Annotated in this window: 26 protein-coding genes and 1 pseudogene; 13 read left to right on the plus strand and 14 right to left on the minus strand. The window is 73.0% G+C overall.

Translation table 11 applies throughout. The annotated features are described in order from the left end of the window. Positions 1–557 precede the first annotated feature (557 nt). Both ACZ51S_RS28835 and ACZ51S_RS28840 read left to right on the plus strand, forming a co-directional pair. On the plus strand, positions 558–2,294 hold the full coding sequence (locus ACZ51S_RS28835; protein WP_468477090.1) for an N-acyl-D-amino-acid deacylase family protein: 1,737 nt from the start codon (positions 558–560) through the stop codon (positions 2,292–2,294). After that, positions 2,291–3,748, plus strand: coding sequence for an aldehyde dehydrogenase family protein (locus ACZ51S_RS28840; protein WP_468477089.1), 1,458 nt, complete (start codon positions 2,291–2,293; stop codon positions 3,746–3,748). The genes ACZ51S_RS28835 and ACZ51S_RS28840 overlap by 4 nt, the downstream gene beginning before the upstream one ends. A 38-nt stretch (positions 3,749–3,786) precedes the next feature. On the opposite strand, the gene ACZ51S_RS28845 is transcribed toward ACZ51S_RS28840, so the two are convergent. Both ACZ51S_RS28845 and ACZ51S_RS28850 read right to left on the minus strand, forming a co-directional pair. Then, positions 3,787–4,233, minus strand: coding sequence for an LppU/SCO3897 family protein (locus tag ACZ51S_RS28845; protein WP_468803645.1), 447 nt, complete (start codon positions 4,231–4,233; stop codon positions 3,787–3,789). Between the two features lie 207 nt (positions 4,234–4,440). Beyond that, positions 4,441–6,318: a hypothetical protein gene (locus ACZ51S_RS28850; protein WP_468962412.1), complete on the minus strand. Its 1,878-nt coding sequence runs from the start codon at positions 6,316–6,318 to the stop codon at positions 4,441–4,443. 354 nt (positions 6,319–6,672) lie between these two features. Here ACZ51S_RS28850 and ACZ51S_RS28855 point away from each other — a divergent pair, with 354 nt between their 5' ends. Further along, on the plus strand, positions 6,673–8,238 hold the full coding sequence (locus tag ACZ51S_RS28855; RefSeq protein WP_468477086.1) for an APC family permease: 1,566 nt from the start codon (positions 6,673–6,675) through the stop codon (positions 8,236–8,238). 153 nt (positions 8,239–8,391) lie between these two features. Then, a complete protein-coding gene (locus tag ACZ51S_RS28860; RefSeq protein ID WP_468962414.1) occupies positions 8,392–8,697 on the plus strand; it encodes a hypothetical protein in 306 nt (101 codons plus the stop codon). Between the two features lie 13 nt (positions 8,698–8,710). Here the strand turns inward: ACZ51S_RS28860 and ACZ51S_RS28865 are convergent, their stop codons facing one another. Beyond that, a complete protein-coding gene (locus ACZ51S_RS28865; protein ID WP_388943143.1) occupies positions 8,711–9,172 on the minus strand; it encodes a nitroreductase/quinone reductase family protein in 462 nt (153 codons plus the stop codon). Beyond that, positions 9,169–9,807 carry an NAD(P)-dependent oxidoreductase gene (locus ACZ51S_RS28870; RefSeq protein WP_468477084.1) on the minus strand — a complete coding sequence of 213 codons (639 nt, stop codon included), beginning with the start codon at positions 9,805–9,807 and terminating at the stop codon, positions 9,169–9,171. Before ACZ51S_RS28870 ends, ACZ51S_RS28865 begins: the two co-directional genes overlap by 4 nt. A 59-nt stretch (positions 9,808–9,866) precedes the next feature. Here ACZ51S_RS28870 and ACZ51S_RS28875 point away from each other — a divergent pair, with 59 nt between their 5' ends. After that, entirely contained in the window at positions 9,867–10,298 is a 432-nt protein-coding gene (locus ACZ51S_RS28875) for a winged helix-turn-helix transcriptional regulator (RefSeq protein ID WP_468477083.1), read from the plus strand. After that, on the plus strand, positions 10,295–10,786 hold the full coding sequence (locus ACZ51S_RS28880; RefSeq protein ID WP_468477082.1) for a GNAT family N-acetyltransferase: 492 nt from the start codon (positions 10,295–10,297) through the stop codon (positions 10,784–10,786). Before ACZ51S_RS28875 ends, ACZ51S_RS28880 begins: the two co-directional genes overlap by 4 nt. An 8-nt stretch (positions 10,787–10,794) precedes the next feature. Here the strand turns inward: ACZ51S_RS28880 and ACZ51S_RS28885 are convergent, their stop codons facing one another. The 4 genes and pseudogenes from ACZ51S_RS28885 to ACZ51S_RS28900 all read right to left on the minus strand — a co-directional run bounded on the left by ACZ51S_RS28885 (position 10,795) and on the right by ACZ51S_RS28900 (position 12,886). Then, positions 10,795–11,166 carry a VOC family protein gene (locus ACZ51S_RS28885; protein WP_468477081.1) on the minus strand — a complete coding sequence of 124 codons (372 nt, stop codon included), beginning with the start codon at positions 11,164–11,166 and terminating at the stop codon, positions 10,795–10,797. Positions 11,167–11,220: 54 nt separating this feature from the next. Next, on the minus strand, positions 11,221–11,865 hold the full coding sequence (locus ACZ51S_RS28890) for a dihydrofolate reductase family protein (protein WP_468962416.1): 645 nt from the start codon (positions 11,863–11,865) through the stop codon (positions 11,221–11,223). 108 nt (positions 11,866–11,973) lie between these two features. After that, positions 11,974–12,141: pseudogene (locus tag ACZ51S_RS28895) on the minus strand (IS5/IS1182 family transposase); the annotation flags it as partial. After that, the gene (locus ACZ51S_RS28900) at positions 12,131–12,886 is read right to left on the minus strand and encodes a 2OG-Fe(II) oxygenase (RefSeq protein WP_468477121.1); all 756 of its coding nucleotides are present in this window, start codon (positions 12,884–12,886) and stop codon (positions 12,131–12,133) included. The gene ACZ51S_RS28900 and the pseudogene ACZ51S_RS28895, both read right to left, overlap by 11 nt. Before the next feature lie 486 nt (positions 12,887–13,372). On the opposite strand from ACZ51S_RS28900, the gene ACZ51S_RS28905 reads away from it, so the two are divergent. Next, the gene (locus ACZ51S_RS28905; RefSeq protein ID WP_468962418.1) at positions 13,373–13,753 is read left to right on the plus strand and encodes a hypothetical protein; all 381 of its coding nucleotides are present in this window, start codon (positions 13,373–13,375) and stop codon (positions 13,751–13,753) included. A gap of 42 nt (positions 13,754–13,795) precedes the next feature. Here the strand turns inward: ACZ51S_RS28905 and ACZ51S_RS28910 are convergent, their stop codons facing one another. After that, on the minus strand, positions 13,796–14,518 hold the full coding sequence (locus tag ACZ51S_RS28910) for a MarR family transcriptional regulator (protein ID WP_468477078.1): 723 nt from the start codon (positions 14,516–14,518) through the stop codon (positions 13,796–13,798). Between the two features lie 231 nt (positions 14,519–14,749). Here ACZ51S_RS28910 and ACZ51S_RS28915 point away from each other — a divergent pair, with 231 nt between their 5' ends. Genes ACZ51S_RS28915 through ACZ51S_RS28925 form a run of 3 tightly spaced genes read left to right on the plus strand, consistent with a single transcriptional unit; the run spans position 14,750 to position 16,938 of the window. Beyond that, positions 14,750–15,418 (plus strand): DUF4097 family beta strand repeat-containing protein, encoded by a 669-nt coding sequence (locus ACZ51S_RS28915; protein ID WP_468888009.1) that lies wholly within the window; start codon positions 14,750–14,752, stop codon positions 15,416–15,418. 47 nt (positions 15,419–15,465) lie between these two features. Beyond that, positions 15,466–16,548 (plus strand): serine hydrolase domain-containing protein, encoded by a 1,083-nt coding sequence (locus ACZ51S_RS28920; RefSeq protein ID WP_468477076.1) that lies wholly within the window; start codon positions 15,466–15,468, stop codon positions 16,546–16,548. Between the two features lie 54 nt (positions 16,549–16,602). After that, positions 16,603–16,938 carry a hypothetical protein gene (locus ACZ51S_RS28925; protein ID WP_468803652.1) on the plus strand — a complete coding sequence of 112 codons (336 nt, stop codon included), beginning with the start codon at positions 16,603–16,605 and terminating at the stop codon, positions 16,936–16,938. Here the strand turns inward: ACZ51S_RS28925 and ACZ51S_RS28930 are convergent. Continuing rightward, positions 16,935–17,177, minus strand: a complete 243-nt coding sequence (locus tag ACZ51S_RS28930; protein ID WP_468477074.1) for a DUF397 domain-containing protein — start codon at positions 17,175–17,177, stop codon at positions 16,935–16,937. The genes ACZ51S_RS28925 and ACZ51S_RS28930 overlap by 4 nt on opposite strands. Further along, positions 17,174–18,013, minus strand: coding sequence for a helix-turn-helix domain-containing protein (locus ACZ51S_RS28935; RefSeq protein WP_468477073.1), 840 nt, complete (start codon positions 18,011–18,013; stop codon positions 17,174–17,176). Before ACZ51S_RS28935 ends, ACZ51S_RS28930 begins: the two co-directional genes overlap by 4 nt. Before the next feature lie 128 nt (positions 18,014–18,141). Here ACZ51S_RS28935 and ACZ51S_RS28940 point away from each other — a divergent pair, with 128 nt between their 5' ends. Next, positions 18,142–18,564 (plus strand): ATP-binding protein, encoded by a 423-nt coding sequence (locus ACZ51S_RS28940; protein WP_468477072.1) that lies wholly within the window; start codon positions 18,142–18,144, stop codon positions 18,562–18,564. 65 nt (positions 18,565–18,629) lie between these two features. Continuing rightward, positions 18,630–19,892, plus strand: a complete 1,263-nt coding sequence (locus ACZ51S_RS28945; protein ID WP_468962422.1) for a DUF4241 domain-containing protein — start codon at positions 18,630–18,632, stop codon at positions 19,890–19,892. A gap of 87 nt (positions 19,893–19,979) precedes the next feature. On the opposite strand, the gene ACZ51S_RS28950 is transcribed toward ACZ51S_RS28945, so the two are convergent. After that, on the minus strand, positions 19,980–20,453 hold the full coding sequence (locus tag ACZ51S_RS28950; RefSeq protein ID WP_468887997.1) for a hypothetical protein: 474 nt from the start codon (positions 20,451–20,453) through the stop codon (positions 19,980–19,982). Between the two features lie 117 nt (positions 20,454–20,570). Beyond that, on the minus strand, positions 20,571–21,431 hold the full coding sequence (locus ACZ51S_RS28955) for a TIGR03619 family F420-dependent LLM class oxidoreductase (RefSeq protein WP_468887994.1): 861 nt from the start codon (positions 21,429–21,431) through the stop codon (positions 20,571–20,573). Between the two features lie 107 nt (positions 21,432–21,538). Between ACZ51S_RS28955 and ACZ51S_RS28960 the strand changes: the two genes are divergently transcribed. Beyond that, positions 21,539–22,300 (plus strand): hypothetical protein, encoded by a 762-nt coding sequence (locus ACZ51S_RS28960; protein WP_468803657.1) that lies wholly within the window; start codon positions 21,539–21,541, stop codon positions 22,298–22,300. A gap of 42 nt (positions 22,301–22,342) precedes the next feature. Here the strand turns inward: ACZ51S_RS28960 and ACZ51S_RS28965 are convergent, their stop codons facing one another. Further along, a complete protein-coding gene (locus tag ACZ51S_RS28965; protein ID WP_468888074.1) occupies positions 22,343–23,461 on the minus strand; it encodes an ADP-ribosylglycohydrolase family protein in 1,119 nt (372 codons plus the stop codon). Between the last annotated feature and the right edge of the window lie 230 nt (positions 23,462–23,691).

The following is a 23,691-nucleotide window of genomic DNA, read 5'->3' on the forward strand; positions in this document are numbered from 1 at the left end:
CGGGCGGCCTTACCGGCATCGCGCCGCTGCGCCGGACTCCGTCCGGCGGGTGCGGTGCGGGGCGGGGCCACGGGCCGGGCCGGGGCCGGTGGTCGGTCCGCGGGTGGTTGCCGCCGCGCGGAGCGGCCCCCAACCCGCCCTTCCACCGTTCCCACCTCAATCGCCGGGCGCGCCGGGGCTGCCCGTCGGGCGGAAACGTCCGGCACGACCGAATCCAGCCCCGCCGGCGCTTGAGGCGCGGGGGTCCGGGGGCGGAGCCCCCAGGGGGTCCGGGGCGCAGCCCCGGGGAACGGAGGAAGGGCGGGTAGGGGACAGCCCCGCAGGGCCGGCCCCGCCCGGGGTCGGCCCCACCCGCAGCCCGCTCGGAAAGCGGGACCCCCGGCGGGAGGCGGCCCGGGCAGCGGGACCCCAGCCCAGCCCCGGGGCGGCCCGCAGGCCAACGCCCCCGCCGCGAGGCCCGGGCAGCGGGACGGCCCGCCGGGGGACCGGACGGCCAACCGGCCGGGAGACCCCGCCCGGCGGGACAGGGAGCACGTCACACCAGGAGGGGAACCGTCATGCTCGACCACCTCATCCGCGGAGCGACCGTCGTCGACGGCACCGGCGCCCCCGCGTACACCGCGGACGTCGGCATCCAGGGCGGCAGGATCGCCCTCATCGCGGCGCCCGGCACCGCGGCGCAGGCCCGCACCAGCGAGGACGCCACCGGCCTCGTCCTCACACCCGGCTTCATCGACCCGCACACCCACTACGACGCCCAGCTCTTCTGGGACCCCTACGCCACCCCCTCCATGAACCACGGCGTCACCACCGTCGCCGGCGGCAACTGCGGTTTCACCCTCGCCCCCCTCAACCCCGCCCGCCCCGAGGACGCCGACTACACCCGCCGCATGATGAGCAAGGTCGAGGGCATGGCCCTCGCGGCCCTCGAGGAAGGCGTCGACTGGACCTGGTCCACCTTCGGCGAATACCTCGACGCCCTCGAAGGCCGCATCGCCGTCAACGCAGGCTTCATGGTCGGCCACTGCGCCCTGCGCCGCCACGTCATGGGCGAGGACGCCGTCGGCGGACAGCCCACCCCCGAGCAGCTGCGGCAGATGACCGGCCTCCTCCACGAGGCCATGGCCGCCGGCGCCTGGGGGCTGTCCACCACCCAGTCCTCCACCCACTCCGACGGCGCCGGCGCCCCCGTGGCCTCCCGGCACGCGAAACCCGCGGAGCTCCTCGCGCTCTCCCGCGCCGTCGGCGAACACGAGGGCACCCAGCTCGAAGCCATCGTCGCCGGCTGCCTCGACCAGTTCTCCGACGAGGAGATCGACCTCTTCGTCGCCATGAGCGCCGCCGCCGGCCGGCCCCTCAACTGGAACGTCCTCACCATCGACGCCGCCGTCCCCGAACGCGTCCCGCGCCAGCTGGTCCCCAGCGAGCGCGCCCGCCGGTCCGGCGGCCGGATCGTCGCGCTGACCATGCCGATCCTCACCCCCATGAACATGTCCCTCGGCACGTTCTGCGCCCTCAACCTCATCCCCGGCTGGGGCGAGGTCCTCGCACTGCCCGTCCCCGAGCGGATCACGAAGCTGCGCGACCCGGGCGTCCGCGCCGCGATGCTGCGCCGCGCCGACAGCAAGGAGGCGGGCGTCTTCCGGCGCCTGGCCGACTTCGGCCGCTACGTCATCGGTGACACGTACAGCAAGGAGAACGCGGGCCTCTCCGGACGGGTCGTCGGCGACATCGCCGCCGAGCGCGGACAGGACCCCTTCCAGTGCCTCGTCGAGATCTGCGCCAACGACGACCTGCGCACCGTCCTGTGGCCCATGCCCACCGACAACGACCCCGCCAGCTGGGCCCTGCGCGCCGAGACCTGGCAGCACGAGGACGTCATGCTCGGCGGCTCGGACGCCGGCGCGCACCTGGACCGCATGTGCGGGGCCCCCTACACGACCCGCTTCCTCGGCGACTGCCTGCGCGGCCGCAGGCTGGTGCCGCTGGAACAGGCGGTACGGATGCTCACCGACGACCCGGCCCGGCTGTTCGGGCTGCGCGAACGCGGCCGGATCGCCGAGGGCTTCCACGCGGACCTGGTCCTCTTCGACCCCGAGCGGATCGACGCCGGCCCGGCGACCCTCGTCCACGACCTGCCCGGCGACAGCCCGCGGCTGGACGCGCGGGCCGTCGGCGTGGTCTCCGTACGCGTCAACGGCGTCGAGACCATCCGCGACGACCGGGTGACGGGCGCGGTCCCCGGGACCGTGCTCCGGTCCGGCCGCGACACGAGGACGGTGAGCACCCGATGACGCGCCTCTACATCGGCGGCGAGTGGGTCGAGCCCGACGGCGGCCACTACGAGGTGGTCGACCCGGCCGACGAGTCCGTGGTCGGCCTGGCCCCCGAGGCCTCGCGCGCCCAGGTCGAGGAGGCGGCCCGCGCCGCCGCCGGGGCCTTCGGCACGTGGTCCCGTACGCCCCCCGAGGAGCGCGCGGCGGTCCTCGACCGCGCGGCGGACGTCATGCGGCGCGAGTTCGAACCGTGGGCGGCCCTCGCGCGGGCGGAGACGGGCGCCCCGACGGGCATCGCACGCGGGATGCAGGTCGGCGTCGGGATGTCCCGCTTCCGGCGCTACGCCAAGGGCGCCCTGGAACCGGTGGAGAGGGGACTCCCGCCCCAGGTCACCGAGGCGGGGCCGATGGGCGCGGCGAGCGTGCTGGGCGCGCTGGAGGTGCGCCAGCCGGTCGGGGTGGTCACCTGCATCACCTCGTACAACAACCCGTGGGCGAACGCGGCGGGCAAGGTCGCCCCGGCCCTGGCCATGGGCAACACGGTAGTGGTCAAGCCGGCGCCGCAGGACCCGCTGTCGGTGTTCAAGATGGCCGAGGCGCTGCACGAGGCGGGCGTCCCGGCGGGAGTGGTGAACGTGGTCTCGGGGACCTCGGTGGAGGTCGGCGAGGCGGCGGTGGACTCCCCGTACGTGGACATGGTGTCCTTCACCGGCTCCACGGGCGTCGGACAGCGCATCGCCGAGGTCTGCGGGCGGTCCATGAAGCGGCAGCTGATGGAGCTGGGCGGCAAGGGCGCGGCGATCGTCCTCCAGGACGCCGACCTGGACGCGGCGGTGCGGGGGATCGGCACCACCTTCTCCTTCTACAGCGGCCAGATCTGCACCGCGCCCACCCGGGTGATCGTCCACCGCTCGGTGTACGAGCCGCTGGTGGAGAAGCTGCGCGGCTACCTGGCGTTCATGAAGGTCGGCGACCCGAAAGAGCGGGACACGGTCGTCGGCCCGGTGATCTCGGCGGCGCACCGCGACCGCGTGGAGTCGTACGTGGAGCTGGGCCGCAAGGAGGGCGCGCGGATCGCGTACGGCGGGGAACGCCCGGTGGTCGGCGACGGCCGCGGCTTCTACGTGGCGCCGACGCTGCTGGTCGACTGCACCAGCGACATGCGGGTGGTGCGGGAGGAGATCTTCGGGCCGGTCGTGGTGGTGGTCCCGTTCGACGGGGACGAGGAGGAGGCGGTCCGGCTGGCGAACGACAGCGACTTCGGCCTGCTGAGCTACGTGTGGTCCGCGGACGTCGCCCGCGCCTTCCGGGTGGCGCGGGCGCTGCGCTCGGGCGGGGTCGGGGTCAACACGGTCGGCCGCAACATGGAGGCCCCGTTCGGCGGGTTCAAACGGTCGGGGGTCGGGCGGGACGTGGGCTCGTACGCGCTGCACGCGTACAGCGAGGTGCAGTCGCTGGTCTGGACGACGTGAGCCGCGCCCCGGGGCCCGCGACCCCGGGGACCGGTGGGTCAGAGCTTGGTGAAGCACATGGTGTAGTCGAACCCGCGGGACGCCGTGCGCTGGATGCCGTAGTCGAACTTCGGCCCGCACTTCATGCCCTCGCCGGGCAGGATCTCGCCGGTCTTGTACTGGGCCTCCGGCGAACCGCAGTCGACGATCGTCGGCAGCGGCTTGCCCTGGGGGTCCTGCACCTTGACGCAGTCGCCGACCTGCGGCTCGTGAGTCTTGTCCTCTTTGTGCTGGGCGACGGCCTCGGCTTCCTTCTTCGCCTGGCCGCCGTTGGGGTTGGTGTTGTAGTCGTACACCCAGTAGCCGACACCACCGACTATCGCCAGGAAGATGACCATGGTGAGGAGCAGCTGGAGCACGTTGCCCTGCCGCGGCCGGTTCGGGCCCCCGGGCGCCGGCTGCCGGGGCTGCCCGTAGGGCTGCTGGTAGGACGGCGGTGTGGACATGGTGACCCCCATGGATCGGATACGGCAAGGGAAGGATCGCAGTGACGATCATGCGCAGGCTACCGTCCGGTGACTGACGGCCCGACCAGCCGCCTTGGCGCTCCAACTGCGGTGTGCGGGCGCCCTGGTTGGCCGGATCTCGGTGGCCCGGGTCGTCGACGCACGGGACGCGGAAGAGCCCGGACGCCGACGCCGGACGCGTGAGGACTAGCTCCGCTGCGGCCAGGTGTAGCCGAGGGACTCGGCCAGCTCCCGGTCCCCGCCCACTACCGTCGCGTACGTCTTGGGGTCGGTGCCCTCCAGCCGCCGCACCGCCGCTTCGGCCTGTGCCCCGGCCGGGCGGCCGTCGTCGGGCAGCCGCCACTCGAAGATCAGGCTCGGGCCGTTCCCCTCGTCCGGTCCCGGCGGGGCCGGGACGGCCGGGGCGGGCCTGTGGAGGAAGGTCACCTGCACGGTGTCCGGGTCGCGCCATCCGGTGGCGGCCCGCATCCGCTGGATGCCCCAGCGGGCCGTCAGCTCGGGCCGTTCCCACAGGGCCGCCGTGATCCGCCGGGCGGTGCAGCGGGCGGGCCAGGACCAGGAGCGGTCCTCCCGGGCCCGCCGGAGCTCCGCTTCGTAGGCGGCGGCGTCGAAGCGCAGCTCGGGCGGGGGCGGTCCGGCCGCTCCGCGCCAGCCGCCCCAGACGACCTCGTCGCCGTCACGGCGGACCGTCACGTACAGGGCGCCGCAGCAGCCCTCGGTGCAGTCCGCCTCGGCGAGCTGCACCTCGCGCGGCTCGGGCCCGGCGCGCAGGGCGCCGCTGTCGAGCAGGTACTCGGGCGGATGGGCCGGGCCCTTGCCGAAGAGGGCCGGTACGAGGGGCCGGCCGTCGATGAGGATCCGCGTCTCGACGGCGGGGGATTCCTCGGGGTCCTCCACCACCACCTCGATGCGCAGGGGTGAGGGGGACGCGGGGCCGCGGAAGGGGCGCGGGCGGTTGCGGCGGAGCCAGTCGGCGCGGCGGGGGTCCTCCTCCCCGGAGGGCGGGGCGGCCGTCCGCAGGTGCCGTCCGAGGAGGGCGAGCTGTGCTTCCCGTTCCCCGGCCGGCCAGTCGAGCAGTGCGCCCGGGCCGCTGTGCAGGTCGAGGGCGAGGGAGAGCAGGAGGGCCTGGTGGCCGAGGTCCGGGGCCGGCCGGCCCGCCCGGGCGATCACCGTCCGGTACGCCTCCACCGCCGGGCCGTAGTCGAGGACGTCGGCCCGGGCGTCGCGCTGACCGGCCATGGCGTGCAGCAGCCGCCCGGCGGCCGTGACCAGCCCGGTGTCGTCGGGGCGGGCGCGCAGGAGCTCGTCGAGCCGGGCGGCCTCGGCGATCCGCCGGGCCTGCCAGCGGACCACCGCGTGCCGCTCCGGGGAGGTGGCGAGGGCGACGAGCGCGTCCCGTACGGACGTGCCTCCGGATCCGGTCGGCCCGTCGGGTGTGCCCCCGTCGCGGCGGGCTTCGTGGGCCGCGACCGCCCGGATGAACGGGGTGATCCCCTCGTCGCGGCTGCGGCCGGCCAGGGACAGCAGGGCGGCCGCCTGCCGGTCGAGGGGGTCGAGTGCGGCCGCGGCCGGCAACCGCAGCGCTGACAGCAGTCCGAGGGCCTTGAGGCAGGGCACGTCCTCGGGTTCTCCGAGGCGGATCAGCAGGGCCAGGCCGACGCCGACGGCGGCGGGGCTGGTTCCGGTGCGGGTCAGCCGTCGGGCGGTGTGCCGGGCGGCCGTCTCGTCGGTCAGCGGCAGCCGGGTGACGACCGCGCGGACGGTGCGGTCCGGCAGCGGGAGGCGGGCGACCGCGAGGTGGACGGCTTCGGCGGCCCGCACCGGGTCCGGGCCGGCGAGCGGCGCGGCGAGGGCGGCGGTGACTTCCTCCCGGGCCTGGTTCCAGCGGAGCGCGGGGCGGGAGGGGGGTGAGGGCGGCGGGCCGTCGGGGACGTGGGCCGGGACGGGGAGGGCGTAGCCGCGGCGGGGGAAACCGCCGTCGGGTTCGATGCCCTGGCGGAACAGGGCGTAGTCGTACAGGGAGGGGCTGGGAGTGAGCGGCGTCCGCTCGTCGCGGGCGCTCAACGGGCGGGGTGGGACTCGATTCCGTAGGTCATGCCGGCAGCCTGCCAGGCGTGGTCACGGGCCGTCCAGCGGTTTTCACCGCACGCAGTCGTTTGGGGGCCTGCGGGGGGTTCCGGAGGGGCCGAAAATTGGCACGGGTAAGTTTTGAAACGGACATAACGGGTACTCCTGCGGTTTCCGCATTCTGGAACTCACGTCTCGGCGCCTCTTGAATCGCGGATGGGTGCGCGTGGGGGCCTTGTATTACGAGTTCGTGAACGGCGTCGATCTTGTCAATCCAAGGGATTTAGACCTGTGAATTACCGGACTTAAGTCTTCCGGAAGAGGAAACCGCAGCATCTAACGTCCTGACCCATGACACAGATGGAGACACGGCCTCAGGTCGGAGACACGGTAAGCGGCGTCGCCGAGGGCGACGCCGGAGTTCGCGGCAAGGGCCTCGGCAAGGGCTCCGTCGGCCTGGTGGGCAGCGCCGTCATCGGCATCTCCACCGTCGCCCCCGTCTACTGCCTGACCTCCACCCTCGGCTCCACCGCCGGCGAGGTCGGCGTCCAGATGCCGGCGGTCTTCCTGGCCGGCTTCCTCCCCATGCTCCTGGTGGCCTTCGCCTACCGCGAGCTCAACAAGGCCATGCCGGACTGCGGCACCTCGTTCACCTGGACCGTCAAGGCCTTCGGCCCCCGGATCGGCTGGATGTGCGGATGGGGCCTGGTGATCGCCACGATCATCGTGCTCTCCAACCTCGCCGGCGTCGCCACCTCCTACTTCTGGCTGCTGGCCGGCGAAATCACCGGGAACCCGTCGGTCGCCGCCCTGGACGGCAACAAGCTCGTCCACATCGCCACCTGCCTGACGCTGATCGCCGTCGCGACCGCCATCAGCTACCGCGGCATGACCGCCACCAAGGGCGTCCAGTACGCCCTGGTCGGCCTCCAGCTCGCCGTACTGGTGATCTTCGTAGCGATGGCCCTCCAGAAGGCCTCCGCCGGCACCTTCGACACCGGCCTGGACTTCTCCTGGCAGTGGATGAACCCCTTCGCGGTCGAGTCCATGGCGGCCTTCACCGCCGGACTCTCCCTCTCGATCTTCATGTACTGGGGCTGGGACGCCTGCCTGGCCACCAACGAGGAGACCACCGGATCCGCCAAGACCCCCGGCCGCGCCTCCCTCATCGCGATGGTCGTCCTGGTCGGCTCCTACCTGGCCACCGGCATCGCCGCCCAGATGGCCGTCGGCTCCGGCGCCGAAGGACTCGGCCTCGCCAACGAGGAGACCTCCGGCAACGTCTTCGCCGCCCTCGCCGGCCCCGTCATGGGCCCCGCGCTCGGCATCCTGCTCTTCGTCGCGGTGCTCGCCTCCGCCGCCGCCTCGCTGCAGACCACCTTCATCCCGGTGGCGCGCACCGTCCTGGCCATGTCCGCGTACGAAGCCCTGCCGCCCTCGTACGCCAAGGTCCACCCGAAGTTCAAGACCCCGGGCCGCGCCACCGTCATGGCGGGCATCGCGACCGGCGCCTTCTACACGGTGATGACCCTGGTCAGCGAGAACGTCCTCACCGACACGATCTTCGCGCTCGGCCTGATGATCTGCTTCTACTACTCCCTGACCGCCTTCGCCTGCGCCTGGTACTTCCGCGGCGACCTGCGCCGCTCCGCGCGGGACCTGTTCTTCAAGGGCGTCTTCCCGGTCCTGGGCGGCCTGCTCCTCGCCGCGGTCTTCTGCAAGACCCTGGTGGACGCGTGGGACCCCGCGTACGGCTCCGGGTCCGACGTGCTCGGTGTCGGCAGCGTCTTCGTCATCGGCGTCGGCCTGCTGGCCCTGGGCCTGGTCATCATGCTCATCACCGAGCGCCGCAGCCCGGCCTTCTTCCGCGGCGAGGTCCTGACGAAGTCCACGCCGGCCCTGGTGGTGCAGGACTGACCGCTGGTCCTGATTCCCCGCTGTGTCATGGCCGTCGGCCCCGGATCGATCCCCCGATCCGGGGCCGACGGCGTACCCGGGGCCGGGTCATCCGATGCGCGGAACGGGCGGGGCCGGCGGTGACCCGGGGTGCCGGGTGTCGTTGGGCGGGGCATGAAGGCAATGAAGCGCACCCTTTCCGTCCTGGCCCTCACCGGCGGGGCCGCACTCGCACTCACCCCCCTCACCGCGCACGCCGCCGACGGAGCCGACGGGGCCACCCTCGGAGGACAGCCGCCCCTCAAGCGCGTCGTCGACATCGTCGACCACCCCGGCCAGGCCGTGACGGACGCCAAGACCGCCATCGCCGTGACCGGCGCCGCCGCCAGCGGCGCGGCGAAGTCCACCAACACCTCCCTCGCGGGAGCCGGCGACGCCCTGGACGCGGGCGTACCGGACGCGCCGAAGGTGAAGGGGTAGCCGGACGGCTCCCTCAGCCGGCGGGGGTGACCAGGACCAGCGGGATCTCCCTGGTCGTGGCGTCGCGGTAGGCCGCGTACGAGGGCATCGCGGCCACCACCGCCGGCCACAGCCGCTCCGCCTCCGCCGGGCTCGCGCGACGGGCGAGCGCCGGGAAGGTGCCGGCGCCGACCTGGAGGGTGACGGCCGGGTCGGCCGACAGATTCAGGTACCAGGCGGGGTGGCGGTCACCACCCGCGTTCGACGCCGTCAGGACGTACGCATCCCCGTCGCGCACGTACGCCAGCGCCGTCCGCCGCAGCAGGCCCGAGCGGCGCCCCCGCGTGGTCAGCAGCAGGTCCGAGATCCCGGGACGCGGCCGGCCGGCGGTCTCCTCGAAGCGCCGGATGTGCTCGGCCACCCAGGGGTTCGGGCTGTCCGTCACACCGGCGGGCGGCGCGGTGGCCGTGCTTCCCGTCTGCGGCTCCCGGCTCATGCCGCCGCCTGCGCGACACCCACGTGGAGCGCCCGCAGGGTCGGGGCCGTGGCCTCGTCCAGGACCGCCGCGGCGAAGTCCGCCGGCGTGATCCGGCTGTCCGCCTCCGCGGGAGCGTACGCGTAGCCGCCCCGCTGGGTGCCGTCGTGGTCGAAGTCCCCGGCCGGGGACAGCACCGCCCAGTCCAGGGCCTCCGGCGCGGCGGCCCGCAGCGCCTCGGTGCCGGCGGCGTGGCCGACGTAGAACTCCCGCCACTCCTGGGGGTACCCGGGGGTGTCCATCAGCGGGGTCCCGTCCGCCGTCGGCAGTACGGAGGCCAGCCCGACGGACACCAGCCGCCGCACCCCCGCCTGCGCGAGGCCCTCCGCCATCGCCCGCGCCACGGCCGGGAAGAACTCCCCGGGCGCCGCCTGGGCGTCGTACACCGACACCACCGCCGCGTCGTGCCCCGCGGCGAGCCGCGCCACGTCCGCCGCCGAGGTCACCTCCCCGTCGGCCCGCCCCACAGCCGTCACCTCGACCCCGCGCGCCCGCGCCCCGGCGACCACGGCCCGGCCGACGCGCCCGGTGGCGCCGAACACGATGAGGCGGGCGGGGGTGGGGGGCTGGTTGCTGTGCTGGTGCTCGTTCGTCATGCCGGTGAGCGTACGGACGGGGGTGGTTACCGATTGGATACCGGCCTACGGTGGTGATCATGACGCAGCCGCCCCTCAACCCCGAGATGTTCGACCCCGTCTGCCCCTCGACGCTGGTGCCGATCCGCGTCGGCGACAAGTGGGCCGCGCTGATCCTGCGCTGCCTGGAGGGCGGTCCACGCCGCTTCTCGGAGCTCAAGGTGCCCCTGCGGGGGATCACCGCAAAGTCCCTGACGCAGTCCCTGCGCGGGATGGAGCGCGACGGCTTCGTCGTACGAGAGGAGCCCGGCGGCTACGCCCTCACCCCGCTCGGCCGTGGCCTGCTGGGGCCGTTGGACGCGGCGTGCGAGTGGACGCGGGAGCACTGGGACGAGCTCATCGACGCCCGGGAGGCGGGACTGGCGGCCCAGCAGCACCCCGCCCCCCGGCCCCTGCCCAGCGCTGCCCCCGCCCCGCCCCCCGCCCCCCGACCCCGCATACTCGGTCCGTGATCACCCCCGAGACCCTCCGCACCCCCCGGCTGGACCTGCTGCCGCTGCGGGTTGAGCACGCCGACGAGATGGCCCGTGTGCTCTCCGATCCCGCCCTGCACACCTTCATCGGTGGCGCCCCGGAGCCCGTCGGGGCGCTGCGGGCGCGTTACGAGGGCTGGTCCGCCGGCTCGCCGGATCCGGGCGTCTCCTGGTGCAACTGGGTGGTGCGGCTCCGTGAGGAGGGCTGCCTGACCGGTACCGTCCAGGCGACGGTCGGAGGCGGCACCGCCGAGGTGTCCTGGGTGGTGGGAACCCCCTGGCAGGGGCGCGGCATCGCCACCGAAGCGGCCCGGGGGCTGGTGGCGTGGCTCCGGGAGCGGGAGGCGGGCACGGTCATCGCCCACGTCCACCCCGACCACCGGGCGTCCGCCGCCGTCGCCGCCGCGGCCGGCCTCGCGCCCACCGGCCAGTGGCAGGACGGCGAGGCCAGGTGGCAGCTGCCCTAGCCCTGCCGTCAGCCCCGTTCGGCGGCGCTGCGTTCCACGCAGAACTCGTTGCCCTCCGGGTCCGCCATGGTCACCCAGCCCGCCCCGTCGGGCTTGCGGTGGTCGCCGACGACGGTGGCGCCCAGGGCCGTCAGCCGTTCCACCTCCTCGTCCCGTGAGCGGTCCTGCGGCTGGAGGTCCAGGTGCAGACGGTTCTTGACCGTCTTGCCCTCCGGTACCCGGATGAACAGCAGCCCGGCACCGGCGGTTTCGACCAGGACCTCGGGGTCGCCGGGGAAGTCGCCGTCGCCGAGTTTGCCGTCGAGCGCGGCGATCCAGAACTGGGCCAGGGCGTAGGGGTCGGAACAGTCGATGGTCACGTGTCGCACGAGAGAAGCCATGGCGGCACTATCGATCACCGCCCGCCCGGTGTCCACGGTGGGCGCCCGGAGAAGTCACCTGCGCCAGAACAGGTGATGTGTCACCCCGCTCGGGCTGGGGACGACCTCCAGGTGGAAGCGGTCGAGCAGTTCGTCGGGGGACTTCCACAGCCGTGAACCGGCTCCCAGCTCCATCGGGGAGACCGCCACGTGCAGGGTGTCGACGAGGTCGGCGTCGAGGAACTCGCGGATGGTGGTGGCCCCGCCGCCCAGCCGTACGTCCTTGCCCCGCGCGGCCTCCTTCGCCCGTGCGAGGACGGTGGCGGGATCGGCGTCCGCGAAGTGGAACGTCGTGTCGGAGAGCGTGAACGAGGGCCGCGTGTGGTGGGTCATGACGAACACCGGTGTGTGGAAGGGCGGCTCGTCGCCCCACCAGCCCTGCCAGTCGTGGTTCTCCCAGGGCCCCCGCTGGGGGCCGAACTTGTTGCGGCCCATGATCTCGGCGCCGATGTTGTGGGAGAAGTCGCGGGTGAAGTAGTCGTCGAGGCCGCGGCTGCCCCCGGGCTCGGTGCGGTTCGGCCAGCTGGCCGTGGCGCCGGCCCAGGCGAACATGGTCCCGGGGTCGGCGTCGCCGAAGGGCCGTTCGAGACTCTGGTGCTCACCGGCACCGAATCCGTCCCGCGAGACGTTGAAGTGCTGCACTCTCAGCAGCTGCACCACGGTTCCTCCTCAGTCGTCGACTGTCGACGACGATGGAGACTGCCCCGGCCGGCGGAACTCATCGCCTGCCCGCCGGTCATTCCCTCCACTAGGCAGTGTCTGACAATGATCACGGATCGGTTCGCGGAGCCAGAGGGTCAGCGAGGCCAGGACGACTCCGGCGCGGTAGCGGTCGGCGAGCCTGTCGAACCTGGTCACGATCGCGCGGAACTGCTTGAGGCGTGCGAAGCATCGTTCGACCACGTTGCGGTCGCGGTAGACCTCCTTATCGAAGGCTGCTCAGCGCATCCATGGGCTCGTAGAGCACGTCGGTTCTGAGAATTGTTTTCGTACCCTCAAGAAGCGGGGCCGAGTCGTGGAGCGTCCGATGCCAGAAGAGGAGCGCATCGCCCGGTTCGGGGCGGTGGGCGCTCAATATTTCCTCAGGCTCTGCGAGCCGGGGCCAGTCCGAGAAGTCGCGTTGCGCAAAGGGAAGGTCGTTCTGCTTGTCGGCGATGAACCGAGTTTCTCCGCCCACTGCCTCATACGACAGGTAGACGACGACCGTCAGGTGAGTTCGCGTTCCGTCGGGGGCGAAATAGGGCGAATCGTAGTGCGGGACGAGCAATCCGCCCTGCTTGTACGTGATGAAGCGCATACGCGGATTGACGGACGCCGGCTTCCAGCGCCTTCCGTCCGCATCCGCCGGATCGTCCGGTCCTACTTCAAACGACAGAAACGTCCGCAGCCTGCGGTAGAACTCTGCCGCCAAGACTTCGGATTCAGCCGTGGCGCGGAGAGAGCCGACCGGATCTCCCTCTGCGTAGTTGGCGGCAATGCCGTCCAGACCCACCGGCACAAAATGCTGGGCAGCGAGTTCGGCCGCGAATACCTCCACTTCAGCCGGAGTGAGGAAATGGCGAATCACCCTGGCATCGACGTGTGGGATCTTCGACTCGGTCGGGGCCCATGAGTCGTCGGCGGATATTCGGCTCAGCGTTTCTTCGGAGAGGTCAAAGGGATTTACCGGCATTGTGAACATGCTCACTTTTCCGTCCTGAGGTCATTGCCGATGCCACCGTGGCCGTGGAGGAGGACAGGGTGCAGCGTGGCGGATGGGGGAGGGGGGCTGGCGTGGCGCACGAAGCGCTCCTGGGGGTGGATTTCTCCGGGAGGAGAGGGGTTGCGCCATCCGAGTTCACACTTCGATCGACGCGCTTCTTCGCGTCGGTCCGGTGGCAGGCGGCCGCCGGGCGGCTGGTGCGCGCGTTGGCATGGCTCCGGGCTCGTGCTCGACGTCACGGCCGTGCGCGCGGCGGCGGATCGAGGCCCCTGGAGGCCATGCCCGCGGGGAGCGGGGGCCGCCGAGCGGTTATCGTCATAATGACGATATTAGACCGGGGTGGACCCGCAAAGCAAGCAGGACGTCCCCAACGCGGCGGAAGGGGGCGGGAGGTGGGGCGGGGACCGGTTCGTGGGACTACCGATGCGCGGTAGTCCCACGCGGCGCTGGGCCGCTCCGTACTGGGTGACCGCACGTGCGGTGTGGGAACACCGCTCTGACGCGGGGCCCGTCAACGACGCCACCGCGTTCGCCCAGGTCCTCGACGGGATCCGCATCCCGCGCATCGCCACGGGCCGCCCGCGCACGACACCGACCCGGGTCCTGGGCGACAAGGCCTACTCCAGCCGGGTCGATCCGGCACCTGCTGCTGCGGCGGGCATCGCCGTCACGATCTCCGAGCGCCGCGACCAAGCGGCCAACCGCCGGCTCCGAGGGCGCACCGGCGGCCGGCCGCCCGCCTTCGACAAGGAGGTCTACCGCGAGGTTCGGCAAGCTCGCCGACCGCTACCGTGCCGGCGTCGTCCTGACCTCACGGATCCTCTGGCTCCGCGAACCAATCCGTGATCATCTGTCAGACACTGCCTGGCCCCGGGCCCCGCCCGGCCGTCAGGGCGTCGGGCCGGGCTTCGTGTGGAGGACATCGCGGGCCTGGTCCGCCGCGCGGACGATGCTCTCGGAGACGAAGTCGACGAAGCGGCCGATGTTCTCCAGGCGGGTCGCGGCGGGGGTGTCGCGGCCGAGGACGCCGACGCCCTTGCGCGCCGTCTCGGCGAGGAGGGCCGTGGAGCGGGCGCTGGCCATCATCGACTCGTACCAGACGTCGTCGTCGACGACGTAGCGCTCGCGGCGGCGCTCGTCGCGTTCCCGGCGGATGAGGCCCTGTCCCTCCAGCAGCGCGACCGCCTTCGAGATGGACCCCGCGCTGACCTGGAGCCGCTGGACGAGTTCGGACGCGGTGAGGGTGCCGCTGTCGGCGGTGTACAGGGAGACCAGGACACGGGCCGTCATCTTGGGCAGGCCCGACTGCATCAGGACGGTCGTGAACATCTCCTCGTACTCGCGGACCGCCTCCGGGTCGCGTCCGTGGGGCAGCGCGGGGGCTTGCGGGTCCTTGGGCGCGGCCTGCTTGCGGCGGTGGGTGCGGTGTTCGGTGGCGCGCTGGGCGAGGTCGGCGCGGTAGCCGGTGGGGCCGCCGTTGCGCATCACCTCGCGGGTGACGGTCGAGGTGGGGCGGTCGAGACGTCTGGCGATCTCGGCGTAGGCGAGGCCGTCGGCCACCCCCAGCGCGATCTGCTGGCGTTCCTGCGGGGTGAGCCTGCCTCCCGGCATCGCGGTCTCCTTGGTCGTTCCCGTTGCTCCTGACGGCCCCAGCGTAGCGTTCAGTTCTGGCCTGTTGCAACGGAGGCGTGGGTTTCGTTGCATTGAATTCAGGAGCGGTGCAACGATATTACGGTCTTGACCTGCGCTAATGAGCACTCTGCGCAACGAATCAGTTGCCTGGATGGTGAACGATCCGTAGCGTTCAGGTCATCGGAAACAACGAACCGAAGGAAAAAGACCATGCAGAAGTTCCAGACCCCCGCCGCGATCGCCACCGTCCTCGACATCCCGGCCGGGAACATCCGCTTCATCGCCGCCGACCGCGCCGACACCACGGTCGAGGTCCGCCCGGCCGACGCCTCCAAGGGCCGCGACGTGAAGGCCGCCGAGCAGACCACCGTCGACTTCCAGGACGGCGTCCTGCGGATCAACACCCCCTCCAAGAACCAGATCCTCGGAGCCCCCGGCTCCGTCGAGGTCACCGTCCAGCTCCCGGCCGGCTCCGGCGTCGAGGCCAAGACGGCCAGCGCCGAGTTCCGCGGCGTCGGTCGCCTGGGCGACGTCGCCCTGGAGAGCGCCCACGGCACCGTCAAGCTCGACGAGACCGCCGAGGTCCACCTCACCCTCGCCGCCGGTGACATCGCCATCGGCCGCCTGGGCGGCTCCGCCGACATCCGCACCCAGAAGGGCGACCTGACCATCGCCGAGGCCACCGGCGGCAACGTCACCCTGCGCACCGAGCACGGCAACATCAGCGTCGGCGCCGCCCGCGGCGTCTCCGCCTCCCTCGACGCCGGCACCTCCTACGGCCGGATCAGCAACTCCCTCAACAACACCGAAGGCGCCCGCGCCGCCCTCACCATCCGGGCCACCACCTCCTACGGCGACATCACCGCCCTCAGCGCCTGAACACCCCCGCCCCGCCCCGCCGCCACCCACACCGAGGAGCACACCGCATGTCCGTCACGTCGAACGACCGTCCGGAACTCCAGAAGGCCATCGAGGAGATCGCCGCATCCGGCAGCTGGGCCGGGGTGCAGGTCCGCGTGAACGACCCGCGCGGCGAATGGACCGGCGCCGCCGGTATACGCGAGCTCGGCAAGAGCGGCGCGCCGCGGACCGACGGTCACTTCCGGATCGGCAGCAACACCAAGACCTTCACCGCCGTCCTCGTCCTCCAGCTGGTCGCCGACGGCCGGATCACCCTGGACGCCCCCGCCGACGACCACCTCCCCGGGTACGGGCTGGACCGGCGGATCACCGTCCGGATGCTGCTCCAGCACACCAGCGGCCTCTTCAACTTCACCGGCGAGTACTACGAGGACGGCACCACCGCCCCGGGCATCGCCTGGCAGGGCCAGGAGTGGGTGGACAGCCTCCACCGCACCTACGAGCCCGGGGAACTCGTCCGCCTCGCCCTGTCCAAGCCGGCCCGCTTCGAGCCGGGAACGGACTGGAGCTACTCCAACACCAACTACGTCGTCCTGCGGCTCCTGGTCGAGGAAGTCACCGGCCGCCCGTTCGCCGAGGAGATGCGGGCCCGGATCCTGACCCCGCTGGGCCTGACGGGCACGGTCGTCCCGGACGCCTCACCGGAGCTCCCCGAGCCGCACGCCCACGGCTACTACACCTACCAGGACGACGGCGCATGGAAGACCGTCGACGTCACCCACGCCAACCCCTCCTGGATCTCCGCCGCGGGCGACATGATCTCCACCACCCGGGACCTGCACACCTTCTTCTCCGCCCTGATGAGCGGCAAGCTCCTGCCCGCCCCGCTGCTCGCCGAGATGCGCACCCCGCACCCCGCGTTCGGCTACGGCCTCGGCCTGATCGTGCAGGAGACCGAACACGGCACGCTCTACACCCACAACGGCGGCTTCTGGGGCTGGGGCGCCCTGATGTTCAGCTCCCCGGACGGCGGGACGACGCTCACCGCCTCGCTCACCACCGGCGACGCACGGCTCGACCTCGCGAAGGCGGCGGAAGCCTTCGCCGAGGTCCAGGGGAGGCTGCTCGGCGAGGTGTTCGGCGCCTGACCTCCCGCAAAAAGCAGGTGCGGCGGCCCGCAGGGGACGCCTAGCTTGAACCGGGTGAGCAGCGACTATCCCTTCGCCGACGGGTACAACCTCGTCTGGGATCTGACCGGATTCGGAACGGACGAAGAGATAGTCGAGTCCGTCTCCCTCTCCCGGGACCAGTTCCTGAAGATCAGGCACCTCTTCGCGCTGGGCGACGACCCCTGGATGGTGGCCGGCGAGTACCGCGTCGCGCCGGGCATCTGGGCGCACGTACGCGACGCCGTGCCGGGTGTCCGGTTCCAGCGCGACTCCGACTACTTCCTCGGCGCCCGTCAGGCCCTGCCTGACGGGCGCTTCTGGCGTCCGGCCCCGGGCGTGGCGGCACCGGGACCGATCCCGCCGCCTTAGGCGGTGACCCCGCCGAGGAACGCGGTCCAGGTGGCGGGGCTGACCGCCAGCTCCGGGCTCGCGGCGAGCTTCGAGTCCCGGACGTGGACGGTGTCGGCGCAGGAGGCGACCTCGACGCAGTTGTCTCCGTCACCGCTGCTGTGCGTCGACTTGTGCCAGGAGAGAGCGACTTCGACGCAGCTGTCGCCCTGGCTACCGCTGTAGCTGCTCTTGAACCACCGGAGCTGGGAGCTGTTCACAGGGATCCTCGCAATCGCATCAACAGGCCCGCACTGTCCGTGGGATTGAGAGCCTGGATGCGAAGTTTTGCATACCGCTGGTGGAGGAGGCTGATGTCTTTCGGGTCGGAAATGACCCGACCGGTCTGCTGTCCCTCGCTGTAGCCCCACCACTCGTTCTCCTGGGATTCGAGGAGTTGGAAGGGACCGTCGGTCCCCGAGTGTTTCGGGGTGACCGTCGGCATGAGCTGGACGTCGACATTGGGCAGTTGGGCGCACTCGAGTAGGCGGTCGATCAGCTCCCGTGTAACCGCTGGCCCTCCTGTCTGCCGCTCGATCACCGTCTGCTCGATGATGAAGCTGAGGGAGGTGTACGGCGTGCGCATGAGCAGCTTCTGCCGCTCCAGGCGCCGAGCTATCCGGTCCTCCGCCTCTTGGGCTGTGGGCATGGGCGGCACGTCCTGGATCAGAGTTCGCGCGTAGGCCTCCGTTTGGAGCAGTCCCGGCACCACCCTGCACTCGTACGTGTTGAGCGCGACCGCCGTCTCCTCCAGTTCGGCCCACCGCCTGAACCACGAGGCCAGCCCCCGTCTCCGTGCCAGCTGCTTCGCCGCGATCTGGATGACCCCGAAGGCATCCAGCACCTCATCCGCCTTGTTCACGAACTTCGCGGACGGATGTCGGCGGCCCTGGTCCACGGACGCCACGTACTGCACCGAGTAGCCCACCAGCGGCGCGAACTGCTCCTGGGTCAGGTCGGCCCGCTTGCGGAACGCCTTGAGCATTTCGCCGAAGTTCCGTAGATCGGCATCCGGTTCCACCTGGTTGTCACCGTCGCCGCCCTCGCCAGCTGTCATTACGGTCACCTCCCGACTCATCATGCTCACGGTCGGTGACTGTCCCTGTCCAGAGCGTGGACTGCTACAGCTGAAGAGTAGTAGTCGCCGTGCTGGGAACTCCCCTGCCCACACGGGACGTTCTCCCCATGACCGCACCCTCCGGCCACCCCCAGGCCGTCGTACGCATGTTCACTCAGCGTTTCAGCTGCACCCCCCGGGGCGCACGCCTCGCACGGCAGCTCGCCCTCGTCTCGCTGCACGACTGGGGTGTCCCCGAGGGCACGGCGCTCTCCGCCGACGCCGGGCTCCTCGTCGCGGAGCTCGCCTCCAACGCCGTCGCCCACGGCCGTGTCATCGGGCGGGACTTCGAGCTGCGCATGACCCTCCTGGAGGGCGTCCTGCGCGTGGAGGTGTCCGACCCCCGGCGGGAGCGGCGTCCCGCCGTGCGGCCGCAGGCGGGCCAGGCGGAGTCGGGGTACGGGCTGCGCATCGTGGAGGCCCTCGCGACCGACTGGGGGGTGACGGACCGGATCATCGGCAAGACCGTCTGGGCGGAGCTGGCCCGGTAGGGGCGTTGTCACACGCGGCGGCTACCTTGCAGCTCGGCACACAGGCAAAGGGGCAAGGAGCCGTCATGGTGGTCGAGGTGGCGTACGCGCGGGCGTGGGACCCGGAGGCCGGCGCGGCCTGGGGGCCGGTGTCCGCCGGGGAGGCCCGGGAGCGGGATGCCGCCGGGCTCCCGTACGTGGTGGTGTACCGGGAGCCGGGCCGGGAGGCTCCGCTGGAGGTCCGGCTCGTCTCCTGGCGGGACCACTACGTCGGGCTGTGGGTGTACGACGCCCAGGGCCGCCGCACCCACGACCTGGACCTGCGGCTGCTGGACGACCCGGCGCGGCTGCTGCGCCGGTACTCCGTCGCCTGGAACTACACCGGGCCGGAGATGGCGGAGTTCGACAGGGAGTGCCCGCGCGTCACCGTGGACCTCCTCCTGGACGGGCGGGGGCGGCGGACCGAGGAGTCGCGGGGCGATGCCGGGGGGTCGTACTGCACCTCGCCCAGGCTCCGGGAGGACGAGCGTTGGATGGACCGGCCCGCCTTCGGGGAGTGGCCGCTGCTCTCGGCGCAGGTCCACGGGCTCACGGAGCCGCCGGTGTTCGAGGTGGTCGAGCCGACGGGCGAGGGCGGCCACGGTGACGCGCCCGCCGGGTGCTGGCGGCCGCCGCGGCCCGCGCGGCCCGGCCGGATCGGCGAGCTGTTCCGGCCCGGGGTGCGGGTCACCGACGGGTACCACCCCGAGCAGACCGTCGTGGAGCCGTGCCGGGTCGGCACCCTGCGCGTGCCCAGCGGGCTGCTGGCCGTCTCCGGCCCCGACAACTGCGACGAGGGTCCGGCGATCACCGTCCCCGTGCCGCCCGGGGAGTACGTGCTCGACGAGGCGCGGGTCCGCTACACCTACCACTGCGAGTGGCGGAACCAAGAGGTGACGACCACGGACCCCACGGCCGTGCGCGTGCTCGTCAGCGAGACCCCCGCCGCGTCCTGGGAGATGGCCCTCGGCGCGGACGACGACCTCCGGCTGTTCATCGAGGACCAGATATCCGGCTTCGACACCGACGGCGCCACGGGCTGCTTCGCCGACGCGGGCGCCTTCGAGCCGCTCATCGGGCTCTACGAGCGGGGGCTGATCAAGGGCGAGCCGGACCTCGACGGGTACGAGGACCTCGCCGACGGCTCCATGTTCATGCAGCGCACGTGGGACACGGCCACCGGCGGCGAGCTGGTGGCCTTCGCGACGTGCGGGGACGGTACCTACCCGGTCTGGGTGGGCCGCTGCGCGGACGGCCGGGTGGTCGCGGTCGTGGTGCTGGTGGAGGGGATGCCGGAGCTGCTCCCGTAGCCGTAGCCGTAGCCGTAGCCGTAGGCGCGGGTGCCGACGCGTGACCGGTCCGCCTCCCGGTGGGGGAGGCGGACCGGCCCGCCGCGACTACGACTTCGGCAGGGCCGGGAGCGAGGGGAGCTTGCCCGGCTCGCTCTTCTGGAAGGTGTCCTGGCCCGCGCCCTCCCAGGTGACCTTCAGGGTGGTGGCGTCGACCGAGTCGACCTTGCCCTTCGAGCGGGTCGCGCCCGCCGGGCACTTCAGGTCCAGGGTCGAGCCGTTGGTGGTGCCCTCGCAGGTCAGGCCGGTGGCGGCCTCGACCACGAACGCCCTCTGGCCCTTGACGGTGAGCACCACGCCCTTGCCCGGCGTCGCCATGGCGATCCAGCCGCCGTCCAGGGTGCCCGCGCCCGCGGCCGAGCCGCCGCCCGCCGAGGGCGTTGCGGCCGGGGTCGGGGCGGAGGCGGAGGCGCCCGGCTTCTTGTCGTCGGCGGGCTTGCTGTCGCTGCCGCAGGCGGTCAGGGTGAGCAGGGCCGCGACTCCGGCTGCGGCGGCGACGGAGATACGCAGGTTGCTGTGCACGGGTGGTCCCCCAGGGGCGAGTCGATCCAAAGACGGGCCAAGCTACCAGCCGTCCGGGCAGGCGGCGGTACCTACGGACACGCCGGGGCGGGGTGGTCCGGTTCCGCGCGGCGCCGGTCAGAGGAACTGGGCGAACTCGTCCAGGGCGCGCAGGACTTCCGACTCCCGCGCCGAGGGGAGCTGGAGGACGACCTCCTCGATGCCCAGGTCGGCGTAGTGCCCGAGCTTGCCCGGCGTCGGCTGGACGGCGTACGGGACCACCTGGAGGGTCTTGGGGTCGCGTCCGGCGTCCTCCCAGACCCGCCGCAGCGCCGGCAGCGACTCGGTCAGGCCGCGTCCGCCGATGGGGAGCCAGCCGTCGGCGTGGTCGGCGATCGCGGCGAAGAGCTTCGGGCCGGCCGCTCCGCCGATCAGGGTGCGCGGCCCGTACAGCGGCTGTCCGGGGGCGAGTTCGCGCGGCGCCTGGACCGGCTTGGGGTACGCGGAGCTGGCGCGGACGGAGGCGTACGGGCCCTCGTACGCGGTCGGCTCCGGCGACCACAGGGCGCGCATCAGCGCCATGTGGTCCCGGACGCGTGCGCGCCGGGTGCGCCAGTCGACGCCGTGGTCGGCGGCCTCCTCGAGGTTCCAGCCGTACCCGATGCCCAGGGTGAGGCGGCCGCCGCTGAGGTGGTCCACGGTCGCGACCTGCTTGGCGAGGCCGATGGGGTCGTGCTGGGCGACGAGGGTGATGCCGGTGCCGAGGTGGAGGCGTTCGGTGACGGCGGCGGCCTGGCCGAGGGCGACGAAGGGGTCGAGGGTGCGCCCGTACTGCTCGGGGAGTTCACCGCCCATCGGGGCGTCGGTGTCCCGGCTGACGGGGATGTGGGTGTGCTCGGGGAGGTAGAGGCCGGAGAAGCCGCGCTGCTCCAGGGAACGGGCGAGGCGGGTGGGGGAGACGGTGCGGTCGGTGAGGAAGATGGTCGTGGCGATCCGCATGGGCGTGGGCACCTCCGAGACGTCGGGAGGGCCAAGTTACGGGCTTCCCCGCCCGGAGGGCAGGGCGCGGGGCGGGCCCGCGCGCCGCGTGTGATGAGGTGTGCGCCATGGACTCGATGGAGACGATCACGGTTCCGGAGGCGTTGCACGGCTACCCCGGAGTGGCCTTCGGCGGATACGTGGCCGGGCTGCTGGCGGAGCGCGTCGCCGGGCGGCTGGCGGCGGACGCCGGGGCGGTACGGGTGGACTTCCGGCGGCCCGTACCGACCGGGGCGGCGGTCCGGCTGGACCCGCACGCCGAGGACGGCGGAGCCGCCCTGCTCGACGCCGACGGGGTGCTGCTCGCCGCCGCGTCGGCGGTGGCCGCGCCGGACGGGGAGGTGCCCGAGCCCCCGTCCTGGGCGGAGGCCTCGAAGGCCGCGGACGCCTACCGGGCGGATCCGCCGGACGGGCAGGTCGACTGCTTCGGCTGCGGGCTGGACCGGACCCCGGCGACGGGGCTGCGGCTGCACTGCGGGCCGGTGCCCGGGCGGGACCTCGTGGCCACGGCCTGGACCCCGGACGCCGGACTCCTCGACGGTGACGGGCTGCTGCCGCCCGAGCTGGCCTGGGCCGCGCTGGACTGCCCCGGCAACGCGGCGGGCCGGCTACTGGGCGCGGGCGGGGGGCCGGCCGGGGCGGTGACGGCGTCACTGACCGGGCGGCTGCTGCGCCCGGTGCCGGCGGCCGGGGGGCTGGTCTCGTACGCGTGGCTGCTGGGCGGGGAGGGCCGCAAGTACACGGTGGGCACGGCGCTGGCCACCGCCGGGGGAGAACTGTGCGCCGTCGGGCGGGCGTTGTGGGTGCACCCGAGGCGGCCGCACGCCTGACCGGCGCCCGGGCCGGGGAGCCGCCCCCGGGCTCCGGGCGGGTCAGCCGCGGGGGTAGCGGGCCAGCCAGCCCGGGGCGGAGCCCGCGGGGCCGTGCAGGGCGGCGCCCTGGGTCATCTCCAGGGCGAAGTCGTCGGCCAGCTCCAGCAGCGTCGCCCGGCCCTCCAGTTCGGCCAGCCAGGCCGCCGGGAGGGCCGTCTCGCCGTGCAGGGCGCCGAGCAGGGCCCCGCACAGGGCGCCGGTGGCGGCGGAGTCGCCGCCGTGGTTCACGGCCAGGCGCAAGCCGTGCGGGACGTCCTCGGCGACCAGGGCGCAGTAGACGGCGGCGGCGAGGGCGTCCTCGGCGGCCCGGCCGTCGCCGCCGGCCGGGAAGAGGGACTCGACGGTGCCGGGGCCGGGCGCGCCCCGGGTGACGGCCGCGAGGGCGCGCCCGAGGGCTTCGGTGACGGGCTCGTGGCCGGGGCGGGCGGCGAGCAGGCCGAGGGCGCGCCGGACGGCGGCGTCCAGGGGTTCGCCCCGGGTGAGGCCGTGGACGGTCACGGCGAAGGCTCCCGCCGACAGGTACGCGGCGGGGTGGCCGTGGCTCTGGACGGCGCACTCGACGGCGAGCTGGAGCACGAGGGCGGGCTCCCAGCCGACCAGCAGCCCGAAGGGGGCCGAGCGGACGGCGGCGGCGGCGTCCCGGGCGGTCGGGTTCTTCGGACGGTCCAGGGTGGCGAGGGTGTCGTCGGCGAAGCCGGTCAGGCAGGCGCGCTCGGGGGCGCGCCGGGCGTAGAGCCACTCCTCGTTGGCGAGCCAGCCGTTGTCCTCGCGCCGCTCGTCGGGGCCCCAGTCGTGCTGGGTCGCGGCCCAGCGGCGGTAGGCGCGGTGGACGTCGGTCGGCGGGTGCCAGCCGCCGGAGTCGCGGCGCACGTGGGCCCGTATCAGGCCGTCGACGGTGAACATGGTCAGCTGCGTGGCGGCGGTGACGGCGCCGCGCCGGCCTGGGGCCGGTGCGGCCGGTGCGGCCGGGGCGGACACCCCGGCCGGGCCGTGGGCGCGGCGGATGGCGTCGAGGGTGAGGCCGGCGACGGGTGCGCCGAGGGCGTCCGCGACGGCGGCGCCGAGCAGGGTGCCGCGTACCCGGCTGCGGAAGTCCTGCTGTTCGGCGCGGCCCCACAGGGCGGTGGCGGCGGCCCCGGCGGGGACCGTCCCCGGCAGGGCCGTGCCCGTCGTCGTGCCCGTCGTGCTCCCCGCCGTGTCCGCCGCCGTGCCGTTCACCGCGTCCACCGCGTCGTCCACCGTGCTCATCGTCGTGTCCATGCCGTCCCCCCAGGCTCAGGACGCGCACTGTAGTGGACAGCTTCGGTCACGTTCGGAAGCACTCTGTCGCGTCGCCCGTAACTGACCGG

Source organism: Streptomyces sp. NPDC034043, from assembly GCF_055575675.1.